This window comes from Mesorhizobium sp. WSM4848 (genome assembly GCF_055811375.1).
On record NZ_JBVVPX010000046.1, the window covers coordinates 21602 to 48317 of the forward strand.

16 protein-coding genes and 1 pseudogene are annotated in these 26716 nt (G+C 59.7%); 4 read left to right on the plus strand and 13 right to left on the minus strand.

The window, feature by feature from the left end:
• Positions 1–208: 208 nt before the first annotated feature.
• The 11 genes from AC0L16_RS29775 to AC0L16_RS29825 all read right to left on the minus strand — a co-directional run bounded on the left by AC0L16_RS29775 (position 209) and on the right by AC0L16_RS29825 (position 19719).
• Entirely contained in the window at positions 209–2983 is a 2775-nt protein-coding gene (locus tag AC0L16_RS29775) for a hypothetical protein (protein WP_473624996.1), read from the minus strand.
• Positions 2980–3816 carry a hypothetical protein gene (locus AC0L16_RS29780; RefSeq protein ID WP_473624997.1) on the minus strand — a complete coding sequence of 279 codons (837 nt, stop codon included), beginning with the start codon at positions 3814–3816 and terminating at the stop codon, positions 2980–2982. Before AC0L16_RS29780 ends, AC0L16_RS29775 begins: the two co-directional genes overlap by 4 nt.
• A 39-nt stretch (positions 3817–3855) precedes the next feature.
• Positions 3856–5937, minus strand: coding sequence for an AIPR family protein (locus AC0L16_RS29785; protein ID WP_473624999.1), 2082 nt, complete (start codon positions 5935–5937; stop codon positions 3856–3858).
• Complete coding sequence (locus tag AC0L16_RS29790) at positions 5937–6920, minus strand: PD-(D/E)XK motif protein (protein WP_473625000.1); 984 nt, start codon at positions 6918–6920, stop codon at positions 5937–5939. The genes AC0L16_RS29785 and AC0L16_RS29790 overlap by 1 nt, the downstream gene beginning before the upstream one ends.
• Positions 6917–9679 carry a Z1 domain-containing protein gene (locus AC0L16_RS29795; RefSeq protein ID WP_473625002.1) on the minus strand — a complete coding sequence of 921 codons (2763 nt, stop codon included), beginning with the start codon at positions 9677–9679 and terminating at the stop codon, positions 6917–6919. Before AC0L16_RS29795 ends, AC0L16_RS29790 begins: the two co-directional genes overlap by 4 nt.
• Positions 9676–11160 (minus strand): ATP-binding protein, encoded by a 1485-nt coding sequence (locus AC0L16_RS29800; RefSeq protein ID WP_473625003.1) that lies wholly within the window; start codon positions 11158–11160, stop codon positions 9676–9678. The genes AC0L16_RS29795 and AC0L16_RS29800 overlap by 4 nt, the downstream gene beginning before the upstream one ends.
• Positions 11161–11331: 171 nt before the next feature.
• Complete coding sequence (locus AC0L16_RS29805; RefSeq protein ID WP_473625005.1) at positions 11332–12813, minus strand: DNA cytosine methyltransferase; 1482 nt, start codon at positions 12811–12813, stop codon at positions 11332–11334.
• Complete coding sequence (locus AC0L16_RS29810) at positions 12810–13193, minus strand: very short patch repair endonuclease (RefSeq protein WP_473625020.1); 384 nt, start codon at positions 13191–13193, stop codon at positions 12810–12812. The genes AC0L16_RS29805 and AC0L16_RS29810 overlap by 4 nt, the downstream gene beginning before the upstream one ends.
• 1051 nt (positions 13194–14244) lie before the next feature.
• On the minus strand, positions 14245–15609 hold the full coding sequence (locus AC0L16_RS29815) for a hypothetical protein (RefSeq protein WP_473625006.1): 1365 nt from the start codon (positions 15607–15609) through the stop codon (positions 14245–14247).
• Positions 15606–17729: an ATP-binding protein gene (locus tag AC0L16_RS29820; RefSeq protein WP_473625007.1), complete on the minus strand. Its 2124-nt coding sequence runs from the start codon at positions 17727–17729 to the stop codon at positions 15606–15608. The genes AC0L16_RS29815 and AC0L16_RS29820 overlap by 4 nt, the downstream gene beginning before the upstream one ends.
• Before the next feature lie 337 nt (positions 17730–18066).
• Complete coding sequence (locus AC0L16_RS29825; RefSeq protein ID WP_473625009.1) at positions 18067–19719, minus strand: hypothetical protein; 1653 nt, start codon at positions 19717–19719, stop codon at positions 18067–18069.
• Positions 19720–19859: 140 nt separating this feature from the next.
• Between AC0L16_RS29825 and AC0L16_RS29830 the strand changes: the two genes are divergently transcribed.
• The 3 genes from AC0L16_RS29830 to AC0L16_RS29840 all read left to right on the plus strand — a co-directional run bounded on the left by AC0L16_RS29830 (position 19860) and on the right by AC0L16_RS29840 (position 23330).
• Entirely contained in the window at positions 19860–20051 is a 192-nt protein-coding gene (locus AC0L16_RS29830; RefSeq protein ID WP_473625010.1) for a hypothetical protein, read from the plus strand.
• 1030 nt (positions 20052–21081) lie between these two features.
• On the plus strand, positions 21082–21228 hold the full coding sequence (locus AC0L16_RS29835; protein ID WP_473625012.1) for a hypothetical protein: 147 nt from the start codon (positions 21082–21084) through the stop codon (positions 21226–21228).
• 422 nt (positions 21229–21650) lie between these two features.
• Positions 21651–23330, plus strand: a complete 1680-nt coding sequence (locus tag AC0L16_RS29840) for a tetratricopeptide repeat-containing sulfotransferase family protein (protein WP_473625013.1) — start codon at positions 21651–21653, stop codon at positions 23328–23330.
• A gap of 335 nt (positions 23331–23665) precedes the next feature.
• Here AC0L16_RS29840 and AC0L16_RS29845 read toward each other — a convergent pair whose 3' ends face one another.
• Positions 23666–24883 carry a porin gene (locus AC0L16_RS29845; protein WP_473625014.1) on the minus strand — a complete coding sequence of 406 codons (1218 nt, stop codon included), beginning with the start codon at positions 24881–24883 and terminating at the stop codon, positions 23666–23668.
• A gap of 316 nt (positions 24884–25199) precedes the next feature.
• Entirely contained in the window at positions 25200–25847 is a 648-nt protein-coding gene (locus AC0L16_RS29850) for an antitoxin Xre/MbcA/ParS-like domain-containing protein (RefSeq protein WP_473625016.1), read from the minus strand.
• Positions 25848–26456: 609 nt separating this feature from the next.
• On the opposite strand from AC0L16_RS29850, the pseudogene AC0L16_RS29855 reads away from it, so the two are divergent.
• Positions 26457–26716, plus strand: a pseudogene (locus AC0L16_RS29855) (hypothetical protein); the annotation flags it as partial.

Sequence of the window (26716 nt, forward strand, 5' to 3'; positions counted from 1 at the left end):
GCGCGTCGAGCGGGGCGGATCGGATAAAGTCCGGCGACGAGAATCATTCACCGCCTTGCGAGCGGGCGGCCCCGTTCTGCGCAGGCGGCACTCGTGGGGAGAGATGGCCAAGACCATCTCTCCCCTCTTCAGGCTCACTGAATTGGAGCCAGTCAATGCAACAGGATCAGTCGTTTTCTCGAAGGTCTGAGCACGTGACCCAGGAGGGTCACCCATTCAGGTTCATCTCAAGCAGCCGTTCCAGAATGTCCAGATCAGACGCGTCACGTGAAAGGCCAATTGTCGACAGGAGAGCAGCATCCAGCTCAGCAATCAGTGGATGTCCGACCCGGGATCCATCGAATTCCTGGTTTCGCTGCAACCGCATGCGATCGCCAAGGATCTGCGGATCTCGGTCAAGCATTTCAACCATGTCGCCGATCGGTCCAGCATTGGGCGCCAACCGGAGCTGTGACGGGCTGTCGGACTCCTGATGCAGAATCATGAACGCTGGCGGTACTGGAACAGTCTCGAATGTTCTGCTGATCGAGAAGCGGGACGACCAGCTTGTCGACCTTGAGAGCGTCGCCTGTGCCCAGACACTGAAAAGTCGAGACGTGAAAAATGCAGGTACCGATCCGTCACCGTCGACTATGAACAGACGCTGGGCGGGTACTTCGTCGACCGCGAGTTCGGCCATAGACACTGGCAACTGGCCGTCCTCCATCACGAAACGTCTGGCTCCGCCCCGCGGTATCGACCAGGCTATGCGAAGATCACTGATCCGTTTTGCTGCCTGATGTGCTGACGACCGACGTTGGGTAACAAGGCCAGCAAGAGCCATTGCCGCTTTGTCGTCTTTACGCATTGCATTGGTCAACGCCGCAGCTGGAACGACCATTTCGGCGGCCAGACCGTTCTCCACGATGGAGGTACGATATCGGCGTGCCTCGGCAAGGAGTGGCGAAACGCCGGCGGCGGATCTCCAATTTTCGAATTGACTCAATGGAATCCGAATGACGTCTCGTGGATCGATGCCACGGGTAGCCAAGCTACGATTCCGTATTCGACGCTGCAGGTTTGGAAACTTGATCTCCTGAGGCAGAAACGGCCACTGCACCCAATCTTGCATGCCAAACAGGCCGCGCAGCGACTCTCGGTCTGTGTAGCGCACCGCGGCCCAACCGGATTGTGCGGCCGCCCGCAGCAACCGGACCGTTGGAGCCTCGGCGGTTACCACGACGCCGAACGGAGTCGACGATTTCCCGAATTGGAAGGCTGCAGCCAGGTCGGGGTATCGAAGAGTTTGCGCGATCGAGGCAGGCACTACAGAGTGTCGGAGACGGTCGTCAAGTTCTGGTATCGGCCCGTTCTCGATGTCCGCGACAACCGCACCTGCGAATCGCTCAAAGTTAAGCCTGTGGCGACGGACCTCCCCGACGCCATCTCCTGGCTGCAGGTTGGCTCTGGCTTTTGGATGAACTCCGAAGTGGAACCTGAAGATCGTCTCATCATCGTTTTCCAGGCCACCCAAGCCTGCTGCTGTGACTTCGGAGGCCATTCCCAGCGGCAACTGCCGTCCTTCGTCGGTTTTCAATGTGAAGGACAGGACAACTGGCTCATAGCGCGGATTTTCGTTATTCATATAGGGTCGGAGCAGATCGTTTCCTGCACAGAGCAGTGCTGCCCCAGTAACAATGTCGGCGATCCGCCGGTCAATCGACCGTCGCGGATTGCCGGACCAGAATGGCGAGCGTGCCACGGCGGTATCAATCAGGCATCGGAAAGGCATGTCAGATGGCGGTTCGCGGCCGCCGCTAACAAGTGTGCGAGAGGGTTCCAGGGAAGGTACCGCTGGAGCGATCAGAAAGATACCGCCCCAGTTCTGGCTATACTGTGCCAAAATCGCGTCTTGCGGATTCGAGAAACCGCCCTTCGAAAGAGCTTTGTCGTCCACGAGCCAGATCACCACGCCGTAGTGCCGAAAGTCGGGAATTGAAGATTGTTCTCCAACGACGTCGATCACCGGCTGTTTGCTGGAGACCGGCTGTGGACCGCCATGGGAATCGTCCAGCCTACGCAGCAAATAGTGGGGAAACTCGACCTCATCGAGCTTCCAGACGGGCGCCCAGTCCGGCAGTGAAAGGTGTCTCGCAATGCTCCGGGCTCGTAGTCCGGATACGATGATGAGAATGTTCAACGGGGTGCCGACGAAATCCAGTTCCGGCTTGCGCCGACCCGCAGTATCGGTTGCTGTTTGCCCCGCTGGCAGTTCAGCGTCAGCGTCCTCAAAACTAAAGTCATCGAGGCTTACGCCTATTGCGTCAGCCAGCTGCCTGTAGTTCTCAGCCAGCGCATTGAGGCGCCCCGCTCGCGCCAGAGCAGTCGAGATCGCCTCAGGCAGCACGATGCGAAAATTGCCGTCATGCGAATCTTCGACATCGATTTCGCGCACGCTCGTCGGAGGCTCCTCCGCCAGATTGGCTGCAAGGATCTGACGACGTGTCTCCAGCACCATCTGCTGTCGTATAAGGGTGTCTCGAAGCCAGTTTGCGGCTTTGTCTCGGCCATACCGCTCATCAACGTATGAGAAGGCCGAGCGGGCTATCGCACGCGTATCGAAGCCTTCTGCCGACAGAGCAAGGTCGAGCAGGGATATGGGGGCCTGATCAACAAGATCCGGGATGTCTGGCTTGAGTGAGACCAGGATTTCACCTGGTGTTCCAGCATGCGCGTCGCCTGACCAGAGAAAGACGTCCTTCCAGGAATCTCCCCGCCGCACTCTCCGCTGCAGCCCTGCCGGCAATATCTCGACAACATCGGTTTCGAAGATCTCGAAGCCGGTGATCTTTCCAGTATGATCACCGTTGACAGAGCAGACGGCAGTATACCACGCGTTCGGCAGCGGCCCCGTCGCGTAACAGGGAAGCGCGAAGCCATGCTCGGTCAGCGGTATATAGCCCGCGAGCAGAAGTTCCTCCGGGCCCTGATCCTCTCCGGTCATAGATAACCCATGTCCTTCAGCCAGGTTCGCGTGATTGCCGCGATCTCGTCCTGGAACTCGTCCGGCATTGTGTTGGGCTGCCAGTCATAGACGCACGTATCGATGCCATGGTCCTCCAGGAGCTTGATGAAACCCGTATTCGGACCCGAAGGTGTTTCAAGATACTGCTTCGGGAGAATGGCAAGCAGCACATTGCCTTTGACGTCGACGTCATGGTTCGCAGCAACTTCGATCGCCGACGCCCGCTTGTCATGCTGATTGCTGCCTGCCCGGCCCATCCGTGCAATGTCATTGTAGCCCCGGGTGATGGTCTCAAACTCGGGTACGCCCTCGAGCAGATCGGCGCGGAGCTGGCCGTCGAAGTAGGCCTGTGACGTCCCGAATGCCCATCCGACATGTCCTGCGCCAGCGGCATGGGTTGGTTCCAGCTCGTAGTCTTCGAGGGGAATGAAGGGATCCGCCTGTCTAGCAAAAGCGCCATTGACGGCGCCACCGGTGTCAAACGGATAGACATGATGGGGATTGGGGACGGCTTTCGGCGAAACGACGAAGACCACGGGAAAGCGATTGATCTGGTGTGATTTCGTACCGCCGTCCTTTGCCCGATATGCCGGCCTGAGAACGAAGAAATACAAGAGGTCGCGTTTGAAGACACTGCAGGCACTTGTCTGAAACTTGCCGCTCTTGACGATCTCATTTGCGGTCCAGACGGCCGTCACATGGACAAGCGGAAGCTTCTCAGGAAGCGCCCCACGGCTCGCACGCTTCCGCAGGGAACGATCCGAGGGCACCCCTCTTCGCCGGTTCATGCCTTTGCCGCGCTTCCCGGTCATCGGCGTTTGCCGTACTGCTTGGCTGACATCAACTGGAGCTCAGTTCGCCTCAACCGTCGCCTCCTCGGCGCTGGCAGACGGAAGCACTCCAGCCTGGCGGACGGTCGAAAGGGCTTCGAGAGCGAAACGCGCCTGCTTGACCGACGGTTTCTTCTCCCACCCACCTGCTGCATACCCTGCCATCGTTCTGCAGATGCCCGCCAGTTTCCAATGCAGTACCTTGGTCCGCTGGCCAAATTCAGCGGCTTCCAGCCACGCTGAACTGTCGACCTCCGTGCACTGCCGGATTCGCTCGAAATCTTCGACTGAGAGCGTCACGGGTCTGGCATCGCCGTCGACCGAGGCGGCTGCATTGGCCAGTTCGGGGGGCAGAGGGTCGGCAAGTTCGGGCAGACTGTTTCGCATTGCCGTCCAGCAGTCCTCCTTCTTGAACCATTCGCCTGGATTGCGTTGTCCCGCGGTCGCGCGCAGCAACGCATCGACCTCGGGGGCCCAGTTGCGAATGAGATCCTCCATCTCGGTCGAAATGGCCTGGTTCCGCCAGATCGCTTCGAAGTCGATCCGCCCGCCTGCCCGCTGAGATATGCTGGCAACGATGTAGGCGACGATCTGCGCGCGATAGGCCGGAAACTTCATCATCCGCAGCACCCGTTCGGCTGCGCGGTAGAGGACGGCGATTGCGACAAGACGCCGGAACCAGGCCGCGTCTGGAGGTGGAGGTGGCTGATCCTTCATCCGCTGCATGAAATACTGAAAATTCTTCTGCCCTCCGAGGCAGACCCTGTAGGGCAGACCACCCCAGGCGTTCAGATATCTGGCAAGATCGAGCTTGCTCAGGCGCCGGGACTTGGGAGTCTGTGCGCGGAAGTTCTGCTGATCCGTCTTGCGATAGGATGCCTTCTGTTCAGCCGCCAGGTATGAGCCGCGCGCGCGTTCGTAGAACCAGCGGCCATTGCCACTCTCCAGCCAGGCATTGTTCGCCAGCGTTTCGACTTCCTGATGGAACGGGTCGTTCGCTGAAAAGTCGGCGGGCTGGATCGTGTTCTGACGGTTCGCCGCGCGGGAAACGGAACCTACCATCGAACTCAGATCGCCATCCGTGACGTGGATGATCTTCACGGGCACTTCGACGTCGGTAAGTTTTATGCTCTCCTTGACGCGTGCGCGGTGAAGAGAAGCCGTCGTCTGACCCCCGTTGACGATCTGCAGCCCGCGAAGCTCGCTGATGAGTTCACGACCGGCAGCATCCTTTTCCAGGACGATGTCATCAACAGTCGCGACGATGCCATTGTTGAAAGCCAGGAACATGGACGGCTGATCAGCGATCGTCTTTCGCAGTTCGGCATTTACACTCTTGCGCCCCTGGATTCCGAGAAAAGCGCGAACATTCAGCTCGAGCAGCTTGACGCCATAGCGATGATAGATGCGCGACAGTACTTCGCCTGGAATGACCGTCAGATAGGCTTCGTAACCACCCCCCTCGGCGTGGACGTGCAGACAGGGCAGAGCTCTGCCCGCAAGCTGGCGCAGATCCACGGATATGTCGGATCGTGTTTCGCCCTCACCAAGAATGCGATGCAGTCGAATGATGTCGAACGCGTCGTGCTCAATAGGCCTTCCCGCCCATTCGCCGTCCTTCGGCAGCGCCGACGCCAGGATACCATCCGTCAGAAGGATCAGTCGTATCGAGGTGATCCTGGTGGCGGCGCGTTCGATCTGCCGCGCGAGATCGCTGGCATCGGTGTTGGACGGCTCGAGTTTATCCGCCAAACCCTCCATCGCCGCCCTCGCGAAGCGCAGGGCACGCTCGAAGGCACGTGTCGCATCGGCGGCTGAAATTCGGGCTGGGGGCATGTCGCCACTGTACAGTGTGGTGAACAGTTCGAGCACGCCGCGTTCTTCATCCAGCGTGTAGCCGTCGATCCGATAGCTCGCGCGCCCAAAATGGCCTTCCTGATTGAGGTCGAAGGCAGCTTCCAGCTGGCCCACCTCTTCGAGCCGTTCGAGGACCATCCGGGTGAACATTTCCGGAGAAAACAGAGTCGGTGCGTCCGGGCTGGACACCGCATCTTCAACGTCCGATGCGAGCGCCTGTGCGAAATTCTGAAGAGTATCGTCCATCAGCTGTTCCTGTTGCAGTAGGTGGCACACGCACCCGACCAGGGCGAGGCGAATGCCTGCAATGGCCCGAGTTCAATTGCGTAGGACGCCTCGATGATCCCCGCTGGCACGTCCGAGCGGTTCAGGCGGGGAAAGGCTTCGGTCACGGCATAGGCGGTGATCTGCTGGAGAGCCGTGCGCAGACCGGACCTCGCAGCGGTGTCATCCGGCCGAATACCCCGGCGCAGCAGTGCGTTAGAGAAGTCACGCCTGGAAGCCTCAGTTTCCAGGCGTGCAGAAATGGCGTCGATCAGATCGTCGACACGCTCTCCAAGCGGCGTCTCGAACAGGCGCACGTGGAGCAGAAAGAGCTGATCCAGGCCTGCTTGATCCAGCTGGTCAAGGGTCGAAATTCGTACTCTCGATCCAGCTCCCAGGGTTGTCTTTACTTCAAGCGCCTGCCCGGCATTCTCGAAATCATGGACTGCGTCATCCGGCGCTCGCCATGTCGCGACAAGCGATGGCCGCCGCTCTACAATCGTCCTCATGACACAGAGTTCGCCGATCAGCCCGATGATCTCAGAACGGCTCATGCCACCTGCCAGCGAGCGCAGAAAGAGACGCCAGGCATCGAGCCTAGCAAGCACCAGTTTCAACCCGTCAGCAGCGGTGTCGGCGCCGGCAAAGCTTAGCACGTCGGCGCACACTGTTGCGAAGAGTTCGCGGTGAGCTGGCTCCTCCAGTGAGAGAACCATGCATTGACCACCGGCAGCGGCCGCCCGAAAGAAGCGCATTCCGCCGACTTCGAACTCAGCGTCGCGGACACTGGATGGGTCCGGCAGATCGAAGAGCAGGCATGGTGCCGTATCCAGCGCGCGCAGGGCGACATGAACATCGAGATGATTGGTTGGGTCGATGCGAACGCTGACAAACTGGCGCTTCGGGGTGCCGCCGGCAGCCAGCCTCGCCCAGACTAGTTCCAGATCGGCGGCCATCACGCTCATCGGCGCGCCAGCTCCTTTTGAAGGACGGTGTTTTCCAGATAGATCCGCCGACTGGCCGTTGCACTTTCGGGAAAGCTGACCACCAGGCCAATGACGGGACCGTCGGTGTCCACGACACCGTCCTCGTCCGGATCGAGTGGATATATGATTAACATTCCAGACTCAGGCCGGCGGCCACGGATGTAGCGGATGTCCGGTCCGGCTGGTCGGCTGGACGGGGCCATACCCACTGCAGCGCGCGCCGCGTTCGTCCGGTCGAGTGCTGCCGCGAATTCGGCGTCAGAGAGATCGAGTGCTTCGTCGGGCGGGTTCAGGATCGACTTGACGATGTAGCGGTCAGCTGTCCGCCGCTCTGCAAGCGGGCGTCTGATGACACTCTTGATCCTGTTCCCCGCCACATCGACCAGGCGTCCGTCGCCTGCGGGGACGAATACCGTCCAGCGGGTGAGCTCAGGCTGCGGCTGTCGCAGCTGGTCCTCGACGTAGGCCGCCAGTTGGACGGCCTCGATTTCCTTGTTCTCAGGCGGAAAGCTCATGGTACGAAGGTAGGCAGCAACCATCTCGCCCGTCACCCCTTTCCAGACGAGTCCGGCGGCAGTGCCGTCGCCACCGGGTCGGTTGACCGAGCGTTCGGCGACGCCAAGCGTCTCGAGGAAAGTATCCGTTGCTCCGGCATTCTGCTCGAGCCGGCCCTTCTCCGTGTACATGACGGTCTGAATTTTTCCCTCTCCGGCGAAGCCTGTTCGACGTTCGATGGCATGACGCTGCTTGTTCGATGCCGTCACACTCATCACGCTGTGCGTCTGAACGCGCAGGCCATAGTCCTTCGGAGTCTGAAGCATCAATCTCATGTGCACGAGTTCAGCCCGCAATTCCTGACTGGCTGTCGCGACGTGGCGGAACCAGTCCTCCATGTCCGGCGTGGTGTAGAGGCGGCAGATATCGGCGAACCCGCGCCTGTAGCCAAACCAGCGCCCCATCTGCAGAAGGCTGTCGTACTGCTTTGTGATGCGAAGAAAGTAGCTCACGGTGAGCCCTTCAAGGGTCAGGCCTCGCGACAGCTTGTCGCCGCCAATTGCGATGACGGACAAGCCACTCTCCTTGTAGCGGTCGTAGTCCAGGTTCGCCTTTGACCTGCCATTCGCGACGATCACCTGGATCTTGTCATTCGAATCGGCAAGCTTGTCTCGTACCTGCGACCAGGTGAGCTGAATGGTCCCCCTGTCGAAGACAGTTCCGGAAAGCGCTGCCGTGGTCGGCACAAAATCGGACAACCAGAGCGCTTCTAGCTCGGTGAGGGTTTCAGCATCGCCGCCTGATACACGGGCCCGGATATCGTCGAGATAGCGCAGTACGTGGGCATGGACCTGGTCATGAACGTCAACGAATCGCGACACGTGGATCAGCATCGAATTGTGAGAGGCTTCCCGGCCTCGCGCCGCTCTGACCGCGCATGCGAGCATGAACGAGCGGATCGCTTCCTTCAGCGATGGCGGAAGCTCATCCCGGCCATCGAAGCGTGGCCGAAGATACCTGTCGTGGGTTTCGGGAATCCAGTTCTCTGCCGTCTGGTTCACATGCCGGATCAGCGGCAGACCAACATTGTTGCCGTCGCTGTTGGATCCGAAGACCGCCACAGGACCGAAATAGTCGTCTGGCGGGGTGAGAGAGAAGATGAAGGTCGATGGAAACAGGTCTGCACCGTATTCGTCAGCCGTTCTCTCGTCGTGGATCAGAATGTTGGCGAATGGGGTGGCCGTATAGGCGACGTAGGCAGAACGCGCAAACGAACGCAGCAGCTTGCGGATCTCGCCATTGATTCGGGTTGGGTCGTAGTCTTCGTCAAAGCTGCCGTCTGGCAGCGTTGGCTGGTCCTTGGTATCGATCGATGCCTGGTCGGCTTCGTCGTCGATCAGCAGCAGTGGCGCAGCTCGGAAATCTTCGTGCAGCTTGCGGATCCAGCCGTTGAGATTGCGCAGAATGGTCGCATTCTTCTTGACGACGAAAAGGCAGGGTTGATCGAGGGGCGCAAAGTTGGCCTGACGTGCAAAGGCTACATTGAAGTCGCCGGTGGGCGAAGCGAGCGTAAGGCTGCCGACATTCAGCGCTGGCGGGATGAGACCGACGCCAACTGCCTTCATCTGGCCAGCGCCCAGCTGCTCCGGCTTTGTATCATAGCCGAGGAAGTCGAGTTCCAGACGTTGCTGGGTCTGGAGGCGCAGCAGATTGTGCATCCCCGCGAGAACGATGACCACGCGATAGCCCGCATCCACTGCGCGGTTGATCACGCCAGCGTAGTGCGCTGTCTTGCCGGACTGGACGTCGCCGACGACAAGACCGCGCCAGCTCCAGGGGCCTTCCCGTTTCGGGTCGTCCAGCAGTTCAACCACACGGGCAGTGCTGTCGCGCAGTTCATCGACCGAACGGACAGGCCAGTCATCCTCTGAAAGCTTCTGCAGGTAGCGGGTCATGAACGGGCCAGGTTTGCGGCGCTCGCCGACGTACCAGTCCGCTGGCACATTGTCCTTGTCGACGACCGCGACTGCGGAACCCTGCTGGACCACATACGCTGTCTCAAGAACCTTTACAGCTTCCTCCAACTCGATCTCACTGAAGGTGTGGGCGGTCCGTTTGGCGACCATGGGACTGAGGAGGTCGATGGTCTCCCGGATTGCCGTCCTTTCGATAGGCTGTTCGTTCGTGGACGTCAGAAGTTGCCGAGCCATGTTGATCAGCGTTTGCCTGGGGTCGCCGTTCATGAGGGCTCTCCGAGTCTCGAAAGCACGGTAGCGCGCAGTGCGGGTGCGTCCAGGCGGAGTGTCCGCAGCAGCGAGTCCAGCACCTCCTCTGGCTTGCGGTCGGATGCTGATGCTCGCAACGCCGTTACGAGGTCATCGATCAGGGCGCCATCAACGTCGGCTGCCGTCGCTGGAGCCTCCGCGCTCTCGGAGACGTCCAGCCAGATGCGCTCGACCGGTACAGATCTCTCGATGAGACTGAACGCTGATCGAGCCAGGCGGGCAGCCGCCGTGTCACTCTGGAGAAGACTGGCAATCACAGGGTTGTCACGGTTGATCCGGTAGCGCCGCTTTCCAGAAAGATATTCTTCCATCCAGACAGGTGAGACGGCCATTGCGGTCTTTCCGGTGCGAACCTGACCGCCTCGCCAGGCGAATACCTCCCTGGCGGTCTCGCGGCACGCTGAACCAATGTTGGTTAGTCGCGCACGAAGATTCGCTGGCGGTCGCGCAGTCGCCTTTCTGATGTCGATCCGCCACGCGGAATCGACCCTCTGAGGGAGGTCGACGGCAATGCGCGCAAGACGACTGCTCTCTTCCTTTGTCCATTCCCGAAGAGATCCCAGACCGAGCCAGCTGCCTGCAACGATCAGGCGCTTGGCCCGATAGATGTAGAAGCCCTGCCGTTCCGCCCAGCCGCCGGAACCTCCTGCGGCGGCGTATTCGGTGTCGTTGGCGAAACGGTCCCGGTGCGGGAGTACAAATGGTACAACATGTACGGCCTGCGCACCGGCGCCGACACCTCCCTCGCCCAGCCGCTGTGTCGCGGGATGGGTGCGAAGCATTGGATCCCACCCTTCCACGTCACGCCCGTTCACAACGATACGGATGCGCCTAGCGTCGAGGCTGAGAAAACGGTGAAAGACCATCGCGAAGTGACTTCGAATATCCTGGAGTTTCGCGAAAAAATGCCCCTTGTCGAGCCCGAACAGTCCACCGATCTCATCCATTCGTTCCAGTACGACAAGCGTACCAGAAGGACGCTTGTCGAGGGCCGGCAGATGGTCGAATTTCTGTGGCAGCAACCCAACGCCAACAGTCCAGCGCTTGGTGCGAAGCACGTCATCGACATTCCAGGTCCTGCTGTTCGTTTCGCCGTCGCAACGGCTGAGCACCGTCAGGCACCGGCATTGCGAAAGCGATGCCGTCTTCAGGCCCAGTCCAAACCGGCCAAGGTCGTCCGGCTTCCTCTCGACGTCTGGACCATCACCGCCGAAACGCATGGCGGATTCCAGGTCGGCTGACGTCATTCCTCGGCCGTCATCGAGCACGCCGATGCGCATCTCACCGTCGTTCCAGTCGATGCTGAGCTCGATCGTCTGCGCCTGGGCTGCGATGCTGTTGTCGATCAGGTCGGCAAGGGCGGTTTCAGGTGAATAGCCAAGTCCGCGCAGCGACTGCAACAGTGCCGCGGGAGTCGGTGCGATCTCTAAAGGTTCCAACTCACTACGCCCCCTCCATCCCTCCCCGGAGAGCCCGTCTCCCGCAAAACAGGTTATGGGCCTTCACAATCAGCGCTGAGGATACTTCCGTTGTTACAGGCGACCGCCACTGATCTGGAAATTCAATCCTAGACAGACGGCTCTTGTCTTGAACAGCCCATTGAGCTGTCCTCACGCAGCGTGCCTGTTCGTTGCCTCCACGCTCTTGTGAGATGCAGCCGCCATCTTCAGTTCTGTCTTGATGTGCTCGGACACCGCATATGCCAATAGTGGCGGCACAGCGTTCCCGATCTGACGAAAAGATGCATTCATGGCTCCAGCGAACCGAAAACCGTCGGGAAAGGATTGCAGCCTTGCGGCTTCCCGGACTGAGATCATGCGTTGCTGTTTGCTGTCCCAGTGAATGTGCGAATAGCTGTCCTTGCCCAGGTGCGCCGTAAGGGTGCGAGATGGCAACGTGGGTTCAAGCTTCCACCACTTGTTCGGGAACTTGCCCGGATCGTAGGGCGGAACGCAGTTGCCACGGATTTCATCATATCGAGTGCTCCCCTTGCGTGGCCGTCTACTTTCAGATGCCAGCATTTCGCCAAAAATCTCTTCGGCAATCTGAAGGGCCCTGGGATAGTCCGCGCCCGCTCGCATCCTCCGGAAGATGGGAAAATCGCGGGGTGTCAAACGCACCACGTGGCCATCTACGGTTCCGCCGGTTCTGAAACCCTGCCATTCCCGCATCAGATGGGCATAAGCGGACAGTCCCGTGAAAGACCGATAGGGCAATGAATCCTGCACCTTTCGGCGCTTCATCGCTTTCGGATCCCGATAGTGTTCTGAAATGTACGGGAGATCAGAAAGGGCTGCCTTCACCGTCACTGCACCTGGAAGATCCGACGAAGCGACCGGGATTGGATGGAAGTGCGAATTGATCTCCGGGATGTACTTCAGGGCTACCGTGCGTGCGCCTTCATATCCCGACGGGAGTTCGACTGAATGCGTGGGGCTGGGGAATGTAGGCACATATCCGAGCGACTTGTCGACCGCGACGAGAAATAGCCGCTCCCGCAACTGAGGGACCCCATAGAATGCCGCATTCAGGAGAGTGTAGCTTGTTGAATACCCAAGCGTGTCAAGCGTCTCGCTGATTTCCTCGGGTATGTTGTGCCCACCAAAATTCAGGATGTCAGGAACATTCTCGATCAGGATTATGACAGGCTGAGCCACTTCGACGTACTGCAGGAATCGCTGGTACAGCTTTGCCCTGGCGTCATTCCGAAAAGCAGCGTCGTCGCCAGTCACCGAGCGAAGCTTGGATCGCCCGATCCTTGCGAACGCTTGGCACGGAAGGCCAGCTGCCAGGACGTCAAACGCGTGCTCTGCACCACCAAGGCCGAGATCTCGGGCGAGGGTTTCAGGACTGCATTCGACCATATCGCGCGGCGCCGCCCAACCTCTGGCGTGGGTGCCGTCCGCCGGCGAAAAGTTGATCGAATAGCTTTGCGCAGCCTCTGGATCGTTTTCAACATGCGCAACAAGCTCGAAACCAGCGGTCTGCAGACCGAGCGACATGCCGCCACAACCTGAGCAGAGCTCAAGAACGCGTGGCTTCGAACCTCCGGCGATCCGCTTTATCTTTTCCGAACGGATGGCGCTGCTCATTGAGCGGCTTTCATCTTGAGGAGATCATTGAGTCGGGAAACAACCTCGCTGGGCCGCCGGGTTTCGCATTCCCAGATGATGAGGGCGTCCCACCCGGCAGCGCGCAGTTCGTCCATGATTCGAGCATCACGGGCAATGTTGCTGGCAAACTTCGCCTCCCAGAAACTGGCATTCGACTTAGGCGTATACGCAAGGCGACAGCCATTGTGCCGGTGCCAGAAGCATCCGTGCACGAAAAGGGCCTTCCGTCGGCCAGGGAATACAAGGTCAGGTCTACCTGGGAGATCCTTGCGATGAAGCCGGAACCGCAGGCCAAGGGAGTGCGCAGCGCGTCGCACAACCATTTCCGGCACAGTATTCTTCCCCCGGATCCTGGACATGACATTGGAACGTCGTTCCCTGGTCAGAATATCCACGTTCCGTTCCCCTACTGTTCCTGCAACCTGATACCGAATATGCAGGCAATGCGCCAGCCCTGTTGAAGCCTGTTCCCAATGGTTACGAGCGGTCAATCGAGCGCTCGGCTTCGTCCCGATGCTTGAAACTGGAAAAATGAGGCATGATCGTTTTTCTGGCTGACGTCAAACCGCGACAGTGCGTCAGGAGGCCGTGTTGGCATCCCGGTTGCGCCAGGGTCGCTTGCGTCTCAGCGGCAGCTGACGGATAGGTTTTGCGACCAAGTGCATTCGGCCCAGTCGTGATCACAAAACTGGGGCGCCAACGCTCTGCAATGCACACTATCCGACGTTGCCGAAGAGCCGTATCATTGGAAAGTGTTCAAGCGTGTTCTGTTCGACGTCCAACCAGAGCGGAAGGTTTCCGCTGAGGATCTCAGATGGCCTGTCGGCGCCGAGGTCGATACGGTCTGGGTTGCAACTGCGAATATTGTGATCTTCGCGGATTGTCGTGGACCGATGCACGGCAGATACATGCCCTCGAACTCGCGATGATTCGCAAGATCGAGTCCGGTGCAGAACCGGACGAAGATTATGCGTCTATTGAGGACGAGCTGGAGTCAACCGATGAGACCGGACTGCTCATGGGCCTCGACATTGGTGTCGCTTCTACGGTCGCGGCGCTCTCAGCAGCACGGTGTATTCCCGTCACAAGCTGCAACGGCGGGGCGTTCGGGGTACCGCACCACGAGACCCATCCGCTCGTCGTATTCTGCGCAAGACCACAGCAGCTCGAGCTGCTTGTTCAGGGAGCGGAAAAGGCATCTCGGGCTGGTCAGCAATGGTTCGGGTTTGCTCGTAGCCTACGCGGACGACATCAGAAAAATGCCCGCCTTCGCTCTCGCACTGATCGAAATGCGCGCTGCGTTCCGGCAACTGCGCTTCCGTACATCCGGCAAACCGCGAGTGGACAAGGAAAGCCAGCTGAAGCTGTTTGATCAGCTACGACAGAATAGCGAGCCTCATGCAACTGGCTTCAATCGAACGTTATGATGCCGGGTCTTGCCGAATAGCCGCTCATCTGTGACGCAATCTGGCTCATCAGCGGCTCCCGTACACGGTAAAGGACGGTTGCTCCCATCACATCTGCGTCAGAAAGCGACGTCGTCCAGTGCCAGTCGATGATAAGGCGGCGATTCGTTGGCGCGCCACCCCCCAAAGGTGGCATCGCGAAGCAAGGTGTCGTCGAGATCGCGCCATGATTGTTGAAGCGAAGACCCAGGCCTTTGTCTTTCAATGTCCCGGGCACTTCGAGTGCGAGGACGACCGGTCGCATGACACCCTTGGCTTGAGCCTGATCGCAGATGGCTCGCATGCCGACGAATACCCAGCGGCATTCCCGGGCGACCTCAGTCATATCGGGGAGCGACGGTTTGTTCTGCCCTTTCGACTGGCTGGAGAGGAAGTCCGCCGCGATATCCCGCAGCGTCAGCTGTGTTGTCGCCGCCATCTTTTCGGCCGCACCGTCAGGCAACATGAAGACTACACCGCGATCGCCCGCATCCATCGGGCCCGAGCCGGCACGGGCGATGTGACTTAGCGCATTGAGGTGCGAGCCATGTGCCGGCTCAGGTGTCGGTATGTCCGGTGCGAGCGTGATCGCATCAGTCCATAGCTGGATCTCTCCATCGGCCGGCAGCTGGTGCATAAGGCGATCAAACAGAATCGGCACCAGCGCCTCGTTCACCGCGGCGCGGCGATCCGTTGCAACGTTGCCGCTCCCCACGGCGCTGCGCGCTATATGCGTGAGCGTGGCGTGGAGAGATGGCCCGTATCGTGCAGCGAATCTGTCCTCGCGGGAGAAAAGGTCCAGCAGCGAGCAGATCACGTCTCCCGCGGCACGGCGCGCCGACATTTCCCATTGCATGAGGGCCCGGATCTGCGGCTGATCGGCTATTACCGACATGATCTGCTCGCGAAGGCTTATACCGCCGTCCTTCGCAGCGCCATCACGTGTGAAATTCTCCTTCTGCAGAAAGCCGGTGACAGCAGGCGGCGGGATCTCTGCCACATGGGCAGCAAAATGTGCCATGAGGCCATCATGCTTGTCGGCCTTGCTGCTCCAGGTGATCAGCACGTAGGGGCCATTGTCAGGCGCCAGGACCTTGCACAGGATGGTGGCTGCAGCTTCGTACATCGCCACATCGTTTGTCACAGCCTTAAGGTAGTTGATGTCGAAGAATACCAGACGCACACCGCTGAGCGGCGCCCGAATGTCGACCTTCGTTCCTTCGACCAGGACCGGCAGGCAGGCGACATCAAGTTGGCGCAGCGCCTGCACGATCGTGGCGATCTCCTGCGGATTGTCATCGACGGCGATCACCGACGGAGGATGGATCACCTGATTGCCTCCCCGAACTGCATTGCGACCACCGCGCCGTCTACCCAGTCGGGCAGATCAAGATCGTCGCGATCGGGGAAAGCCAGTGAGCCGCTCGCCAGCGACATCGCTAGCGACGAATAATAGAGGCCAAGGCCCATGCCGTCCGGGCGTCGAGTGAAGAAAGGCTTGGTGACAATCTCCGGCAGATCCTGAAATCCGGGGCCATTGTCCGCGACGATCAGGGCCGGACCGCCGGGAAGATCGTCCGTCAAAGCGATGTGGATCCGCCTTACCTGCGGCTCATCCGGCCTCTGATCCGGCCAACGGACACGGAGCCAGTAAATGGCATTGTCGACGAGGTTGACGAGCACATTCTGGAGCAGCGCCGATGACCCCGGGATTCTTATCTTGGGCATCCCTTCCGGTAGATCATAGGTGACCTTCACCTGGTGACGTCTGTAACGCCGAACGTTAATTTCAGCATTGCTTTGAACGAGTTCGCGTATGTCGACGCCGTCTCGTGCCTTCTCCTTGAGCAGGCCCCCGACGCTTTCGATAAGCCCCATCAAGCCTCGGGACTGCTGTTCGAGGAGTTCGGGTGATGCCTTGCTGCGGACGGCCTCGTGGATCGAACGGACGCCCTTCTCAACCTCGTGAATGACAATTGCCAGGTTGAGACCCGACATGCCCGCACGCAGGAGCATATCCCGCATTTCAACGTACTCTTTTTCGACGCGGTCGACCAAGGGAAGTATCGTTCTGGCGTCGGCCGACGCCGCTACCGCTTCTTTGAGACGCCGCAGCGGCGTCTCGACCAGAATTTCATCTTTGTCAGCCGCGTCTTCAAGCAGACGTTTGAGACGATCCTTGTCGAGTGCGCGTTCCACCTCGAAACGGTGGATGACTGCAGTCACGATCCCCCGGAATCGTTTGAACGTCTCGGTTTCGTCAAAGCCCTCACGGTTGGTCTTTTCCCTGAGCCTGGTGCTTGTCTCAAGGTTCAGGTTGATAGCGCCAATGACGATGTTGCGGCTCAGGCGTTGAGAGGGTCGATTGACGCGTCGCAGGTCCAGATGCAGCCAGTCGTCACCGGGTTCACCATAGTTGTAGACGCGCACACCATCGCGATAGACCCGAACGCCGCCCTGCTGATCGAGGAACTGCTTTACCAGCAAGTTCTGGGGAAGCAGCGTCAGAATCTTGCGATCGCGGTCATAGGCCACAAGCTGGCCGCTGATCGGGCCTATTCCATCGAGCGTCTGAACATCCGCTACTGGCGACGACCTGTCTCCGGATTCCTTTTCGAGGAGCAGCGGATCGCTTTTGCCGGAAAGACGCCGCCCCTCAAGTCTGCGCCCGATCGGTGATCTGAATTCATACGACCAGTTCAAAGTACCGTCGAACGTGAACTCGAAATGCCATGGTGCCAGCTCGACGAGAGCCTGCACATCGGGCATGCCCTCAAGCCACTCGGGGTGCTCCGGAATGCTCAGTTCGGCGGAGAAGCCGTCTGAAGAATCGAAGGGGGAACTGATCGCCGTGATCGATCGGTACAGCTGGCGGGCCTCGCCGCGTCGCCACACTCGGTTTCGCAGCTTGCGGATTGAGATCAGAGTGCCGTGCGGTTTCCGACCCTTCTCCACCGTGAAGAATTCGGGCTCGCGCGTGTGGACCGTGACACTCGTCTGATCGAGATACCGGACGCTGGTCAGTTCATCCCAGTCGAGCAGCACTTGGTGTTCGACATTCTCTCCTCTCGGCCGGGTCAGCAATTCTATCCGGTGCCCCAGCTTGTGGACCGCGAACCGGCCGACCCCCTTCTCACCGAGCGGCAGACGGTTGAAAAGCTTGGTGCGTCGTTTCTCCAGCCGCTGAATCTCACGGTGATCGCTGGCGGGCTCAAGCCAGATCGACGTGATCGTCTCCATATCCATTCCGTCACCGGTATCGATGACGTCGATCGTCGGGTCGTCACCGTCTACACCTGCGAGTGTCACAGTGACCGATCCAGCATCAGCGTCGTAGGCGTTCTTGACGAGCTCGAAGATTGCGAGCTGATCGGTGCCGATCAGCTGATCTCCGAGAAGAGCAAGAATACGCGCCCTGGCGCGGAATGGGGCGACGATGGGATCAGTCAAGCGCACCAGCCCCGATATGGCCACTCTCCCGCAGCATACGGACACAGGGCAGAAGTTGAGCCGTCAGGTCGCCGACAGCGATACCACCAGCCCGGCGTTGATTGCTGTGAGCCGCCAGCCGAGGTGTCAGCCCGGGCGCATGCCCGGCGTGCCGGCTGCCTGAGCCACGCAGAGACGATACAGTCGGTGTGCAGGGAGGTGCGCTGAACGTGGAAAGCCGAGCGAAATCCATGAGTAAGCCCTCCGTCAAAAGGTGCTCAATCCGGTTTGGCAGTCCTCTGTTTTGCCGACCCATGGAACGTTCCCTAGCATACTTGTCAAACCTTTCGCCAGGACTCTAGGACGATCGCACTTCAACTGTCAGTCCTGGTATTTCATGGATATCGATGGAAGGCGTTCGGCGCCTTGACCTGGCTGCTCCGCGACTTCGGGCCAGCACCCTGAAAAAGTCCGGGTCCTGGCTGGTCAGGCATCTCTGAACCAGTCGTGGCCAGCTCTCCCAGTACGCACGCCCATCATAGCCAATTTCTCCGCTGAAGCGCGCAGCGTGCCGCGCGAGCACAAGCAGAACTGGAGATGCCGCCGAACCCGACGAACCGAGGCCAAGGGCGGTGGAAATGTCTCCTGAAGAACGACCGTCAATCCATTCGGAGATGCGGCTCACCCACTCGTTGGCCTTGAGCAGATTCATTCGCCGGCTGTTGCGCTCCGCGAGAGACCGCCCGTAGACGTCGGGCCATTTCAACTGTACCAACCCGAGGCGGCCGGTCATGTTGTCGATCAACACCGCGTCAATGTCGGTTAATTCTGTCCCGTCTGGTCGTCTGATGCGGAAGCCTCGGTCGGGAACTGTGTATCGTGGTGGCGTAAACAGCTCTCTGAGGTTCTCTCTGAATACCTGCTCGCGTCCGTCCACGGCCCTGTCCCAATCCCGACGGAAGGTTCGACGGAGATGCCAGGTCAGACCTGCACTTGCATTCATCAGGCCACCGAACATTGGCAGCAGAACGAAGTGCCGACCTAAGTCGACATAGTAGGGCAAGGGCAGTTCGTGATCACGTTCACAGCCAGCCGCCGTGTCCGCATTCAGCGACAGGCCGGCAATGATCTGTTGCGCTCCTTCGGCGGTCTCTCCGGACTGTTGCCAGACCGCCGCCACGTCATCTTTTCGGGCGAACACCGTGAGCAGGTTGCGAAGTTCGAGGCCCGTCGTTCTGGCCTTCAATCTCGTAGCGCAGGCGATGTGGTGGAGCACACGCCCATACGCCGATATCGAGGCCCTGTTCCAGTCCCCGAATGAGCGTCCTCCGAGGAGTGCACTGCTCGGGAGTGCGTCTGCCTCTGCTGTCCCGGCATTATGAATTTCCGCAAAATCGCGATGATAGACCTTTGTTTCCTGATCGGGATCGTACCGCAGAAACCACCCATCCTGGACGCTTGCGTAGCGGTCTATCCTGCCGGCCACTTCAGCCTTCTGGGCCGCCATGCGAGCCGCGATCATCGACAGTCGCTGACGTGCCAAAGCCCCTAGCCACGCGCCAGCTTTACGTTCCGCGATATCGTCATCATCGGACGCCATCTCCAGTACCAGATGATTGTCCGAGAGGAATGTTGCTTCAGCCAGTCCGTATCGCTCCATGGCTGCCAGTCTCTGGACAACGGCAAGCCGGCCACAGTTGATGAGATGTTGATCAGCAATGGAGCTGAAGTGTGGGGTCGTCGGCCCCCATGGCACTCCGCCAGGATCGTCCTGCAGGCGTTCCAGAAATGGCCGCAGCGCCGAGGCGGCCCCCAGGAGAATGAGGTGTCTGGCCGCGTCCCTCCGCACCAGCTGAGCACTATTGGGAGCCATTGTGAACGCAAACGATGCTTCATCCAGCCCGCGCACGAGCTCTATGAGGAATTGACGTTCGTTTCCTCTCCAGGCTGCTGCAGTGCGCGCCAGGTATGCCGCCCGGATCGCGAAAATCTCCTGCTCGGCACGATGCATGATCTCAGATCCCAGCGGTCGTTCATTACCAGCTCGCGCACGCTCTACCAGAATTTGCTTGAACCATCCTTCAGTATTGACCGTGCTATCGAGATAACTTCACCATCTGCTCAGGACAATCCGCGGGGAGGGGGTCGCCAATGCTCAGCATCGGCGCCGGCACGTCCAGCATGATGCAATGGGGTCACGGCATGAGCCTTGCGCTGTGGCGCCCGGGGTCCTTCGGTATCAACATGAACGCACGATTCGATGGGATCAGATTTCCACATGCACGCGGAGAGCTTGCGGCGTCAGCCTCCTTCTACTTTGAAGCCGACCTGCTGCTATTGTGAAATCAACAGACCCACCCCAGGCACTGAGGCTTGCCCTGGCCTGCGGTTTCAGCAATCCTGCCATGATGGGATATTCACCTCTTGCTCTTGTGCTGGCGTTGGCAAAGGGGCGGTTGGCCCAGGCCGCCGCGGAGGAATGGGCGGCACCGGTGTGGACGGCCGACACAGGCCGTGTTCCCCATGTGCACTGCTCGCCAGAGGAGGTTGGAACGCCGGCGTGAGAACACGAGGCGAGCAACCGAACACGCCACCGCCTACATCGCCGCTGAACTGGAAAAAGCGAGACGGCGCCATCCTCATTCGTCTTTCCAGACGACGCGTGCTCACTGGCCAGTCACCGGGCCGGCAACTGTCGGCGCGCCAAGAAAGAACGGCGTATAAACCGCAGTCCTGCGTGCGTCCGCAACAGCGGACGTTGTCGCGCGCAGGACGGAGGAAATTCGCCCCCGCCGCGGGCGGTGAACGGGACAGCCGTAGGAGCGTCAGCATAGCGCCGGCCGCAGGACGGGACGCGGGACCGACTGTCCCCGTCCGCGGCGGTCCGCATGACTTTGCGTCACGATGCAGCCGTGATCGGGCGCAGTTCCGGTTTCGGCAGTCAAGGGCCTGTGCCGATTCCTGCGCACGGGCCTTAGCAAGACGGAAACGGGAACGATTCCGACGCTCGACGGCCGCAAAGCGGGAATTGAGGACAGGGCGCCCGCCCCTCACCTGTGTCTCCGCTAGCGGTACGCTTCTATCTTGCATGCTTCGTTTTGCCTTCGCTCGCCAATCGCGGCTTTCCCCGGAAGCGGGACGGAAGCGGGGGTGGGCGGCGAGTTGCGACCGGAAGGGCCGCCGTCCAGGCGGACCGCATACGAAGGACCGGAACGAAGAGAAGGACCCGAAGCGAGAGCGAAGGGTTGCGGGATGACGCGGCGGCCCTAGAAGGGAGTGCCGCCTACCCGGCTCCGCCGGGGGGCCCAAAAGAAGAGCTGCGCCCGCCCTTGCCCGCGCCAGGGCGGGAGCGGAATGGCTGAGACACCTGAGATTGCCGAAGAAAACCGGGCCCGGTCCGCCGGCAGCCGTGCGCGCCGCGACGCGCACCGGCGCCAGCTATGACCGCAGGCTCAACAGAATCTCGCACGGGGTCGCCGTCAAGGGCCGCAGTTACGTCGAGAAACTCAACAATAAATAGCCGATCTCATTCTTGCCATCGACCCGATCCTTGAACCGGTCCGCGCCCGCAAGGCTGTTCGCACCATATCGACCGCGCCAACTCGATGGTGACGAGCGGCAGCAAGCACCTGTTCGGCGGCTGAATACGGCGCGGATTGCCACGCCTTTTCAGACGAGAAAGTCCAGGTACGCGCCATTCATCAGTACGCGGCCACGCGAAACGGCGCGGCGGATGCGATCGCGCAGGTGATCGCGAGGATCGTTTCAGTCGGAGTGGACGCGCCATTGGCCGATCAGCGTGAAGGGAGGGCGCTGGCGCATGGCAAAGGCTCGTTCGAAAAGGGCCTTCTTGCTAGCGCGGCACAGGTGGCCGCGCAAGCTCCCGGGCTGGCTGCAACCAGCATGCTGGATTCCCCCCACGCTTTTTGCTAGCGAGCTATCATGAACAATCGTCTCCCGCCTGCCTGGTCAAAGCACATCAAGCCCGGACCCGCGCCGAAAGCGAAGGTGCCGATCGTGAAGCCTTTGGTGAGCCCGCAGAAAGCGAGCGCCCAATCGCGTGCGCAGGCTGACGACGCATTGCTGAAACAGGCATATGCCTTTCAACAGGCCAAGCGGCTCGACGAGGCCCAGGACTTATGCCTTCGGGTTCTGGAGCGCACGCCAAATCATCCGCTCGCCTTGTACATCCTGGGGACGATATATCTGGGTTACGACGACGAGAGGGCCTTGCGATATTTCGCACGGGCGGTCGGCGAGGAACCTGAAAACCCTTACTATCATCTCAGCCTGGGCGAGGGCTATGTGAAGGTCAGCGAGTATGCGCCAGCAATCAGGCATATGCAGTATGCCCTGGAACTGAAGCCCGGCCTTATCGAAGCACTTTGTGCATTGGGGCGCACTTACATGGCGTTTGACAAGCCCGATATGGCTTTGCCGCTTTACCAGAGGGCGCTGAAGATCAACCGCGATCATCCCAAGGTGCGAGCCGGGCTGGCCAGCGCGCTCAGCGGCCTGGGGCGCATGGATGAAGCCGCCACCTATCTGAGAGAAGCAATCGCACGTCGTATTGGCGTGCCGGCTGCCTACAACGACCTTGTACAGACGCGAAACTTCACCGAGGAGCCCGAGGAGCTAGAGTCCATCCTTCGTGAGCTTGGTAATCCGAAACTTGGTTCGGAAGGCGCGCAGCAACTCCATCACGCCGCCGGCAAGGTGCTGAACGACCTCAAGCGCTATGATGAGGCATTCGACCATTTCAACAAGGCGAAACAGGCCTCCGGCCAAAGGTTCGATATCGATCTGTATCGTCGGTGGGTCGATTCGATGATTGAAACCTTCACGCCGGACTTTTTGGCGGCCAGGGCCGGCTATGGAAATCCTTCCGAAGCGCCTGTGTTCGTAGTTGGCATGCCACGCTCGGGGACGACGCTCACCGAGCAGATCTGCGCCAGCCATCCCGACGTTCATGGCGCAGGGGAGCTTAGCAAACTGAGTCGGGTCGCGAATGCGATCGGCCTCAAGACATCATCGGCTGGTGATTTGAGCCAGCCGATCACCTCGATCACGGAAGACCTGTCCAGAACCTTGGCCGAAGAGCATCTGTCCTATTTGCGGGAGCGGGCGCCTGCCGCACTTCGCATCGTGGACAAGACGCCGCACAATTTTGAACTGATCGGCCTTATCGGCCTTCTCTTCCCCAACGCACGCATCATTCATTGCCGACGTGATGCCATCGACAATTGCGTCTCCTGCTTCGTCCTCAACTTCAGCGAGGCGCACAGCTACAACACCGACCTGACAACACTAGGCCTGTACTATCGCGAATATGACCGCCTGATGCGGCACTGGAACGAGGTCTTTCCAGGCCTTATCTTCGAAAATCGCTACGAAACGCTGGTCGACGACCAGGAAGCCCAGTCACGCCGCCTGATAGATTATCTCGGGCTGCCTTGGGATGACGCCTGCCTGCGCTTTTTCGACAGGGATGGTTCGGTCAACACGCCCAGCCGCTGGCAGGTTCGTCAACCGATCTACAGATCGTCGGTCAAGCGCTGGAAGAACTATGAAAACGAAATTCAGCCGCTGATACAGTCGCTGGGCGATCTTGCAGAGATTTGACTTGAGGTCGGTCATCCGCATTGTGTGGACCGCGGGGTCGCAAGCGCATAGATTCGCGGGCCGATTTCTAGCGTGCGGCCGGCACCGGTCAGCATCCCTCCCTTCGTCATTTCCAGGGTCTCCGCTCCGCTTCGCGTCGCTCCGCCCTGGGATGAGGAAGGCATGGTGGCTGATGCCCATTCGCCGGCGTTGAGATTTAGAAATTGAAGGCCGATCCAGCAAAGAACGACCATGGCTGGCATTGCCGGCGTCATGCATCGCGCAACGTGACAGCCACGCCGATAAAAAAAACCGGCGGTTGCCCGCCGGGTTCGATTTCAGTCAAACGCTGCTGATTAGAACGAGCGCTGGAAGCGGAGGCGGCCGCCGAGGCTGTCTTCGTCGTCCGCACCGGTCCAGTTGGAGAAGTCGGGCTCGTCGAAATCGCCGGCGTGCAGGTAATCGACTTCGGCCGTGATCGTCAGGCCCGGAACGATGTCATAGGCGATGTTGGCAGCGATGCCGAGGTTTTCGCCTTCGTCATACGAGATCTGGGTGTTGAACGAGGTCTTCTCGTTGATGGTGTAGGTGCCACCGCCCCAGACCGCCCAGTTGCCGCTCCACAGCTTGTACATGCCGCGGCCGCCGGCGACGGGTGTTGCGAAGCCGGGATCCTCGTAGTTGTCGTCAGTGCCGTAGCCGGCCATGATGAACAGCGACAGGTTCTCCATCGGGGTGACGTCGAGGCGAACCTTGCCGGCCACTTCTTCGTAGTTGGCGTCGTAAGCAATGACGCCGGTGATGGCGCCCCAGCCCTGCGTCCACTTCACGCCGCCGACAACATGCGGAACATAGCTGTCGATCGTGAAGTCGCCATAACCTTGTTCGAGCGAGACCACGGCCGAGAAGCCATTGCCGGCGTCGAAGTAGTACTGGACGACGTTGGTGTCGAAACCGCCGTAGGGAACCAGCGTATCCTGGATGACGTTGCCGGCGTAGCCGATGAACGTATCGTAGGCCGATTCGTCTTTACCGACGCGCAGGCCGCCGAGCTGGATCCAGGCGAAGTTCAGCGAAATGCCTTTGTTCTCGGCAGGGTTAGCGACAATGATAGTCTCACCTGGCAGCGGGTCCAGCGGACCCTCCGGGCCGTCCGGATCGGGACCGGGGACGTATGTGCTGCTGACGTGCCGGTTCCGGTTGCCGAAGTTGAAGCGGGTCTCGGTGTAGGTCTTCAAGGTGCCGAGCTCGGTTTCCTGGCCGGTCCAGGTCTTCAGGTTAAAGCGGGCCTGCTTGTAGTACGTGTCCTGGATGTCGCCGTCCTCGACGTCGAAGTTCTCAGCACCGTCGAACGAGCCGACGTCGCCGACGCCGATGTCGTAGCGGACATAGCCGCCGATGCGCAGGCAGGTTTCGGTGCCGGGGATGTAGAAGTAGCCAGCGCCGTAGACGTCGCAGATGCGGACGTATTCAGCGGGTTCCGGCTCGGCGACGACGACGGCGTCGGCGGCGCGCGCACCGGAAACTGCGACCAGTGCCGCAGCGGAGCCGAGAAGAAGGCTCTTGATGTTCATTTTGATCTCCTTGAATGATTTGAAAAGGGCGAGGACGTCGATGGACGAACCGCTCCCTTGTCCCCACGATCGAAAAAGATGCGCATCACGGAGCATCCTTCCCGGCTCGAACGCTATTCACCGGGCGGAATAGTGCAAGTGCAAACTCCGCTTCCGACCAAACCTTGCAGTATCAGTTGTATTTTTATCACGAAATTCTAAGTATTACTTGCACGAATTGAACAACTATACATTTATACAAACCGCACAATTGGTACACTGACTATTTGCGTACGGATCAAATCTGCACAAAAAAACCGCCGACGCCTGACCAACGTCAGACATCTCCAATCAGAGAAATGGCCTGGGCGGCCGACGCAACGACTTCTGTGTTCGTATCTTCCCTGAGCAATTCGATAGGAACGCGGCCTTTGAGAAGAGGCGACGGACTGATCAGCCACAGCCAAGCCAATCTGGGATCGGAGATCGAGGAGAGCACCTGCCGGATTCCGGGCATGGGCCTGCCGTCGATGAACTGAGCCAGGGGAAATACATGCTTGCGGGAGCCTCTTCGAAAGGCAACCACATCATTGTGCTGCTGCCACCAATGCAGCGTTGACCGCGGTATCCCAAAACGTCTCTCGAGATGCGTCGAGCCAGCAACTGGACCGGCCCACTCTGCAATGCGCGAGCCTTCTCTCGGATAATCTTTCAGTACCGAATGCCCGAGCGGATGATCGGCTGGCCGGGGTCGCGAAGCGATCTCACACGCCTGAGCGTTCAGCCGTCGCGCTGCTTCGGCCTCCAGCCTGCCAAGCAATTCAGCGGCCACGGCAGTCAAATCGGCGGAAGCAGGCGCAACAGCTGCCCTGTCAACCTGCCTCGCCTCATCACATTGGGCGAGAATGCGCTGCACCTCCCTCAGGACAAAGCTTGAAAGCTCGCTCTCGCGCTTTTCATCCGCAAGATCACTCGACCCGGACATATATGGCTTTCCCAATAGCATTCCCTCAGCAAGCCGCTGAAAGAGCGTTGAAGACCGGAAGCTTGGAAGACGGCGATGTGTTGCATTTTCGCATGCTCGCGACCTAGCGGCCGCCTCGCGGCTTCAAATCGCGCCTCTCAATTCCCTCATCTATACTTGTACAAACGGCACATATAGCACATTTAAGAGAAACCTAGATGTGATCGCAACTTTTATGCTCCGCATTTTCTGGCGAATACATGCTTCACTGCTGCCCGCGTCGCGTTAATCAAGTGCGTGGCACCTCCTTCATGACTAAGGTGAAAGCCCGCCTTCGGGAGTCTTTTAGCCGGTGCCTCAGCCGACTATCTGCAGTCGAAGGATCAGGTGCCGCGTCCTTGTCACCAGCGACCAGCAGGCCCCGTGCTCACGCTACATATTAGAAGACGCCTCCTGCTGAAGTCTGCAATGTGCGAGGGTTCGCTGCAGCTTTCCTGCGTTTTTCTCGGTGGCCTGAGGAGCGCCGCCTTGCCGAGGAGATGGGAGAGTAGTTGCCCGTCGGTATGATATCAGGACTGACTGTCGCCGAGTCACTCGTCTCGAGATATTTGATGCTGCCGCCGGCGCCGCTGGTCGGAGGAGGAGAAGCTGCTGATCGTCGAGGAGAGCTATGCGCGGCAGGCATCGGCGATGTCGCAGCGCCAAGGGCTTTCCAACCCACTGCTGTTTGCGTGGCGCAAGGCGCATGGCGAGGGTCGGCTTGGCGCAGCTGGCGTCTGCGGTTCTCGTGCCGGCGATGATCGTTCCAGATCAGAGTGTCGGTGGAAACGCATACAGCGTGCCCGACGCCACCAGAAGGCGGCTCGTCGAAGTTCACACCTTGGCCAATG

Excerpts from the sequence above, each read along its gene's own strand:
- AC0L16_RS29775 (WP_473624996.1), bottom strand. The coding sequence starts at position 2,983 with ATGACCGGAGAGGATCAGGGCCCGGAGGAACTTCTGCTCGCGGGCTAT.
- AC0L16_RS29780 (WP_473624997.1), bottom strand. The coding sequence starts at position 3,816 with ATGACCGGGAAGCGCGGCAAAGGCATGAACCGGCGAAGAGGGGTGCCC.
- AC0L16_RS29785 (WP_473624999.1), bottom strand. The coding sequence starts at position 5,937 with ATGGACGATACTCTTCAGAATTTCGCACAGGCGCTCGCATCGGACGTT.
- AC0L16_RS29790 (WP_473625000.1), bottom strand. The coding sequence starts at position 6,920 with ATGAGCGTGATGGCCGCCGATCTGGAACTAGTCTGGGCGAGGCTGGCT.
- AC0L16_RS29795 (WP_473625002.1), bottom strand. The coding sequence starts at position 9,679 with ATGAACGGCGACCCCAGGCAAACGCTGATCAACATGGCTCGGCAACTT.
- AC0L16_RS29805 (WP_473625005.1), bottom strand. The coding sequence starts at position 12,813 with ATGAGCAGCGCCATCCGTTCGGAAAAGATAAAGCGGATCGCCGGAGGT.
- AC0L16_RS29810 (WP_473625020.1), bottom strand. The coding sequence starts at position 13,193 with ATGTCCAGGATCCGGGGGAAGAATACTGTGCCGGAAATGGTTGTGCGA.
- AC0L16_RS29825 (WP_473625009.1), bottom strand. The coding sequence starts at position 19,719 with ATGCATCGTGCCGAGCAGGAGATTTTCGCGATCCGGGCGGCATACCTG.
- AC0L16_RS29830 (WP_473625010.1), top strand. The coding sequence starts at position 19,860 with ATGCTCAGCATCGGCGCCGGCACGTCCAGCATGATGCAATGGGGTCAC.
- AC0L16_RS29840 (WP_473625013.1), top strand. The coding sequence starts at position 21,651 with ATGAACAATCGTCTCCCGCCTGCCTGGTCAAAGCACATCAAGCCCGGA.
- AC0L16_RS29845 (WP_473625014.1), bottom strand. The coding sequence starts at position 24,883 with ATGAACATCAAGAGCCTTCTTCTCGGCTCCGCTGCGGCACTGGTCGCA.
- AC0L16_RS29850 (WP_473625016.1), bottom strand. The coding sequence starts at position 25,847 with ATGTCCGGGTCGAGTGATCTTGCGGATGAAAAGCGCGAGAGCGAGCTT.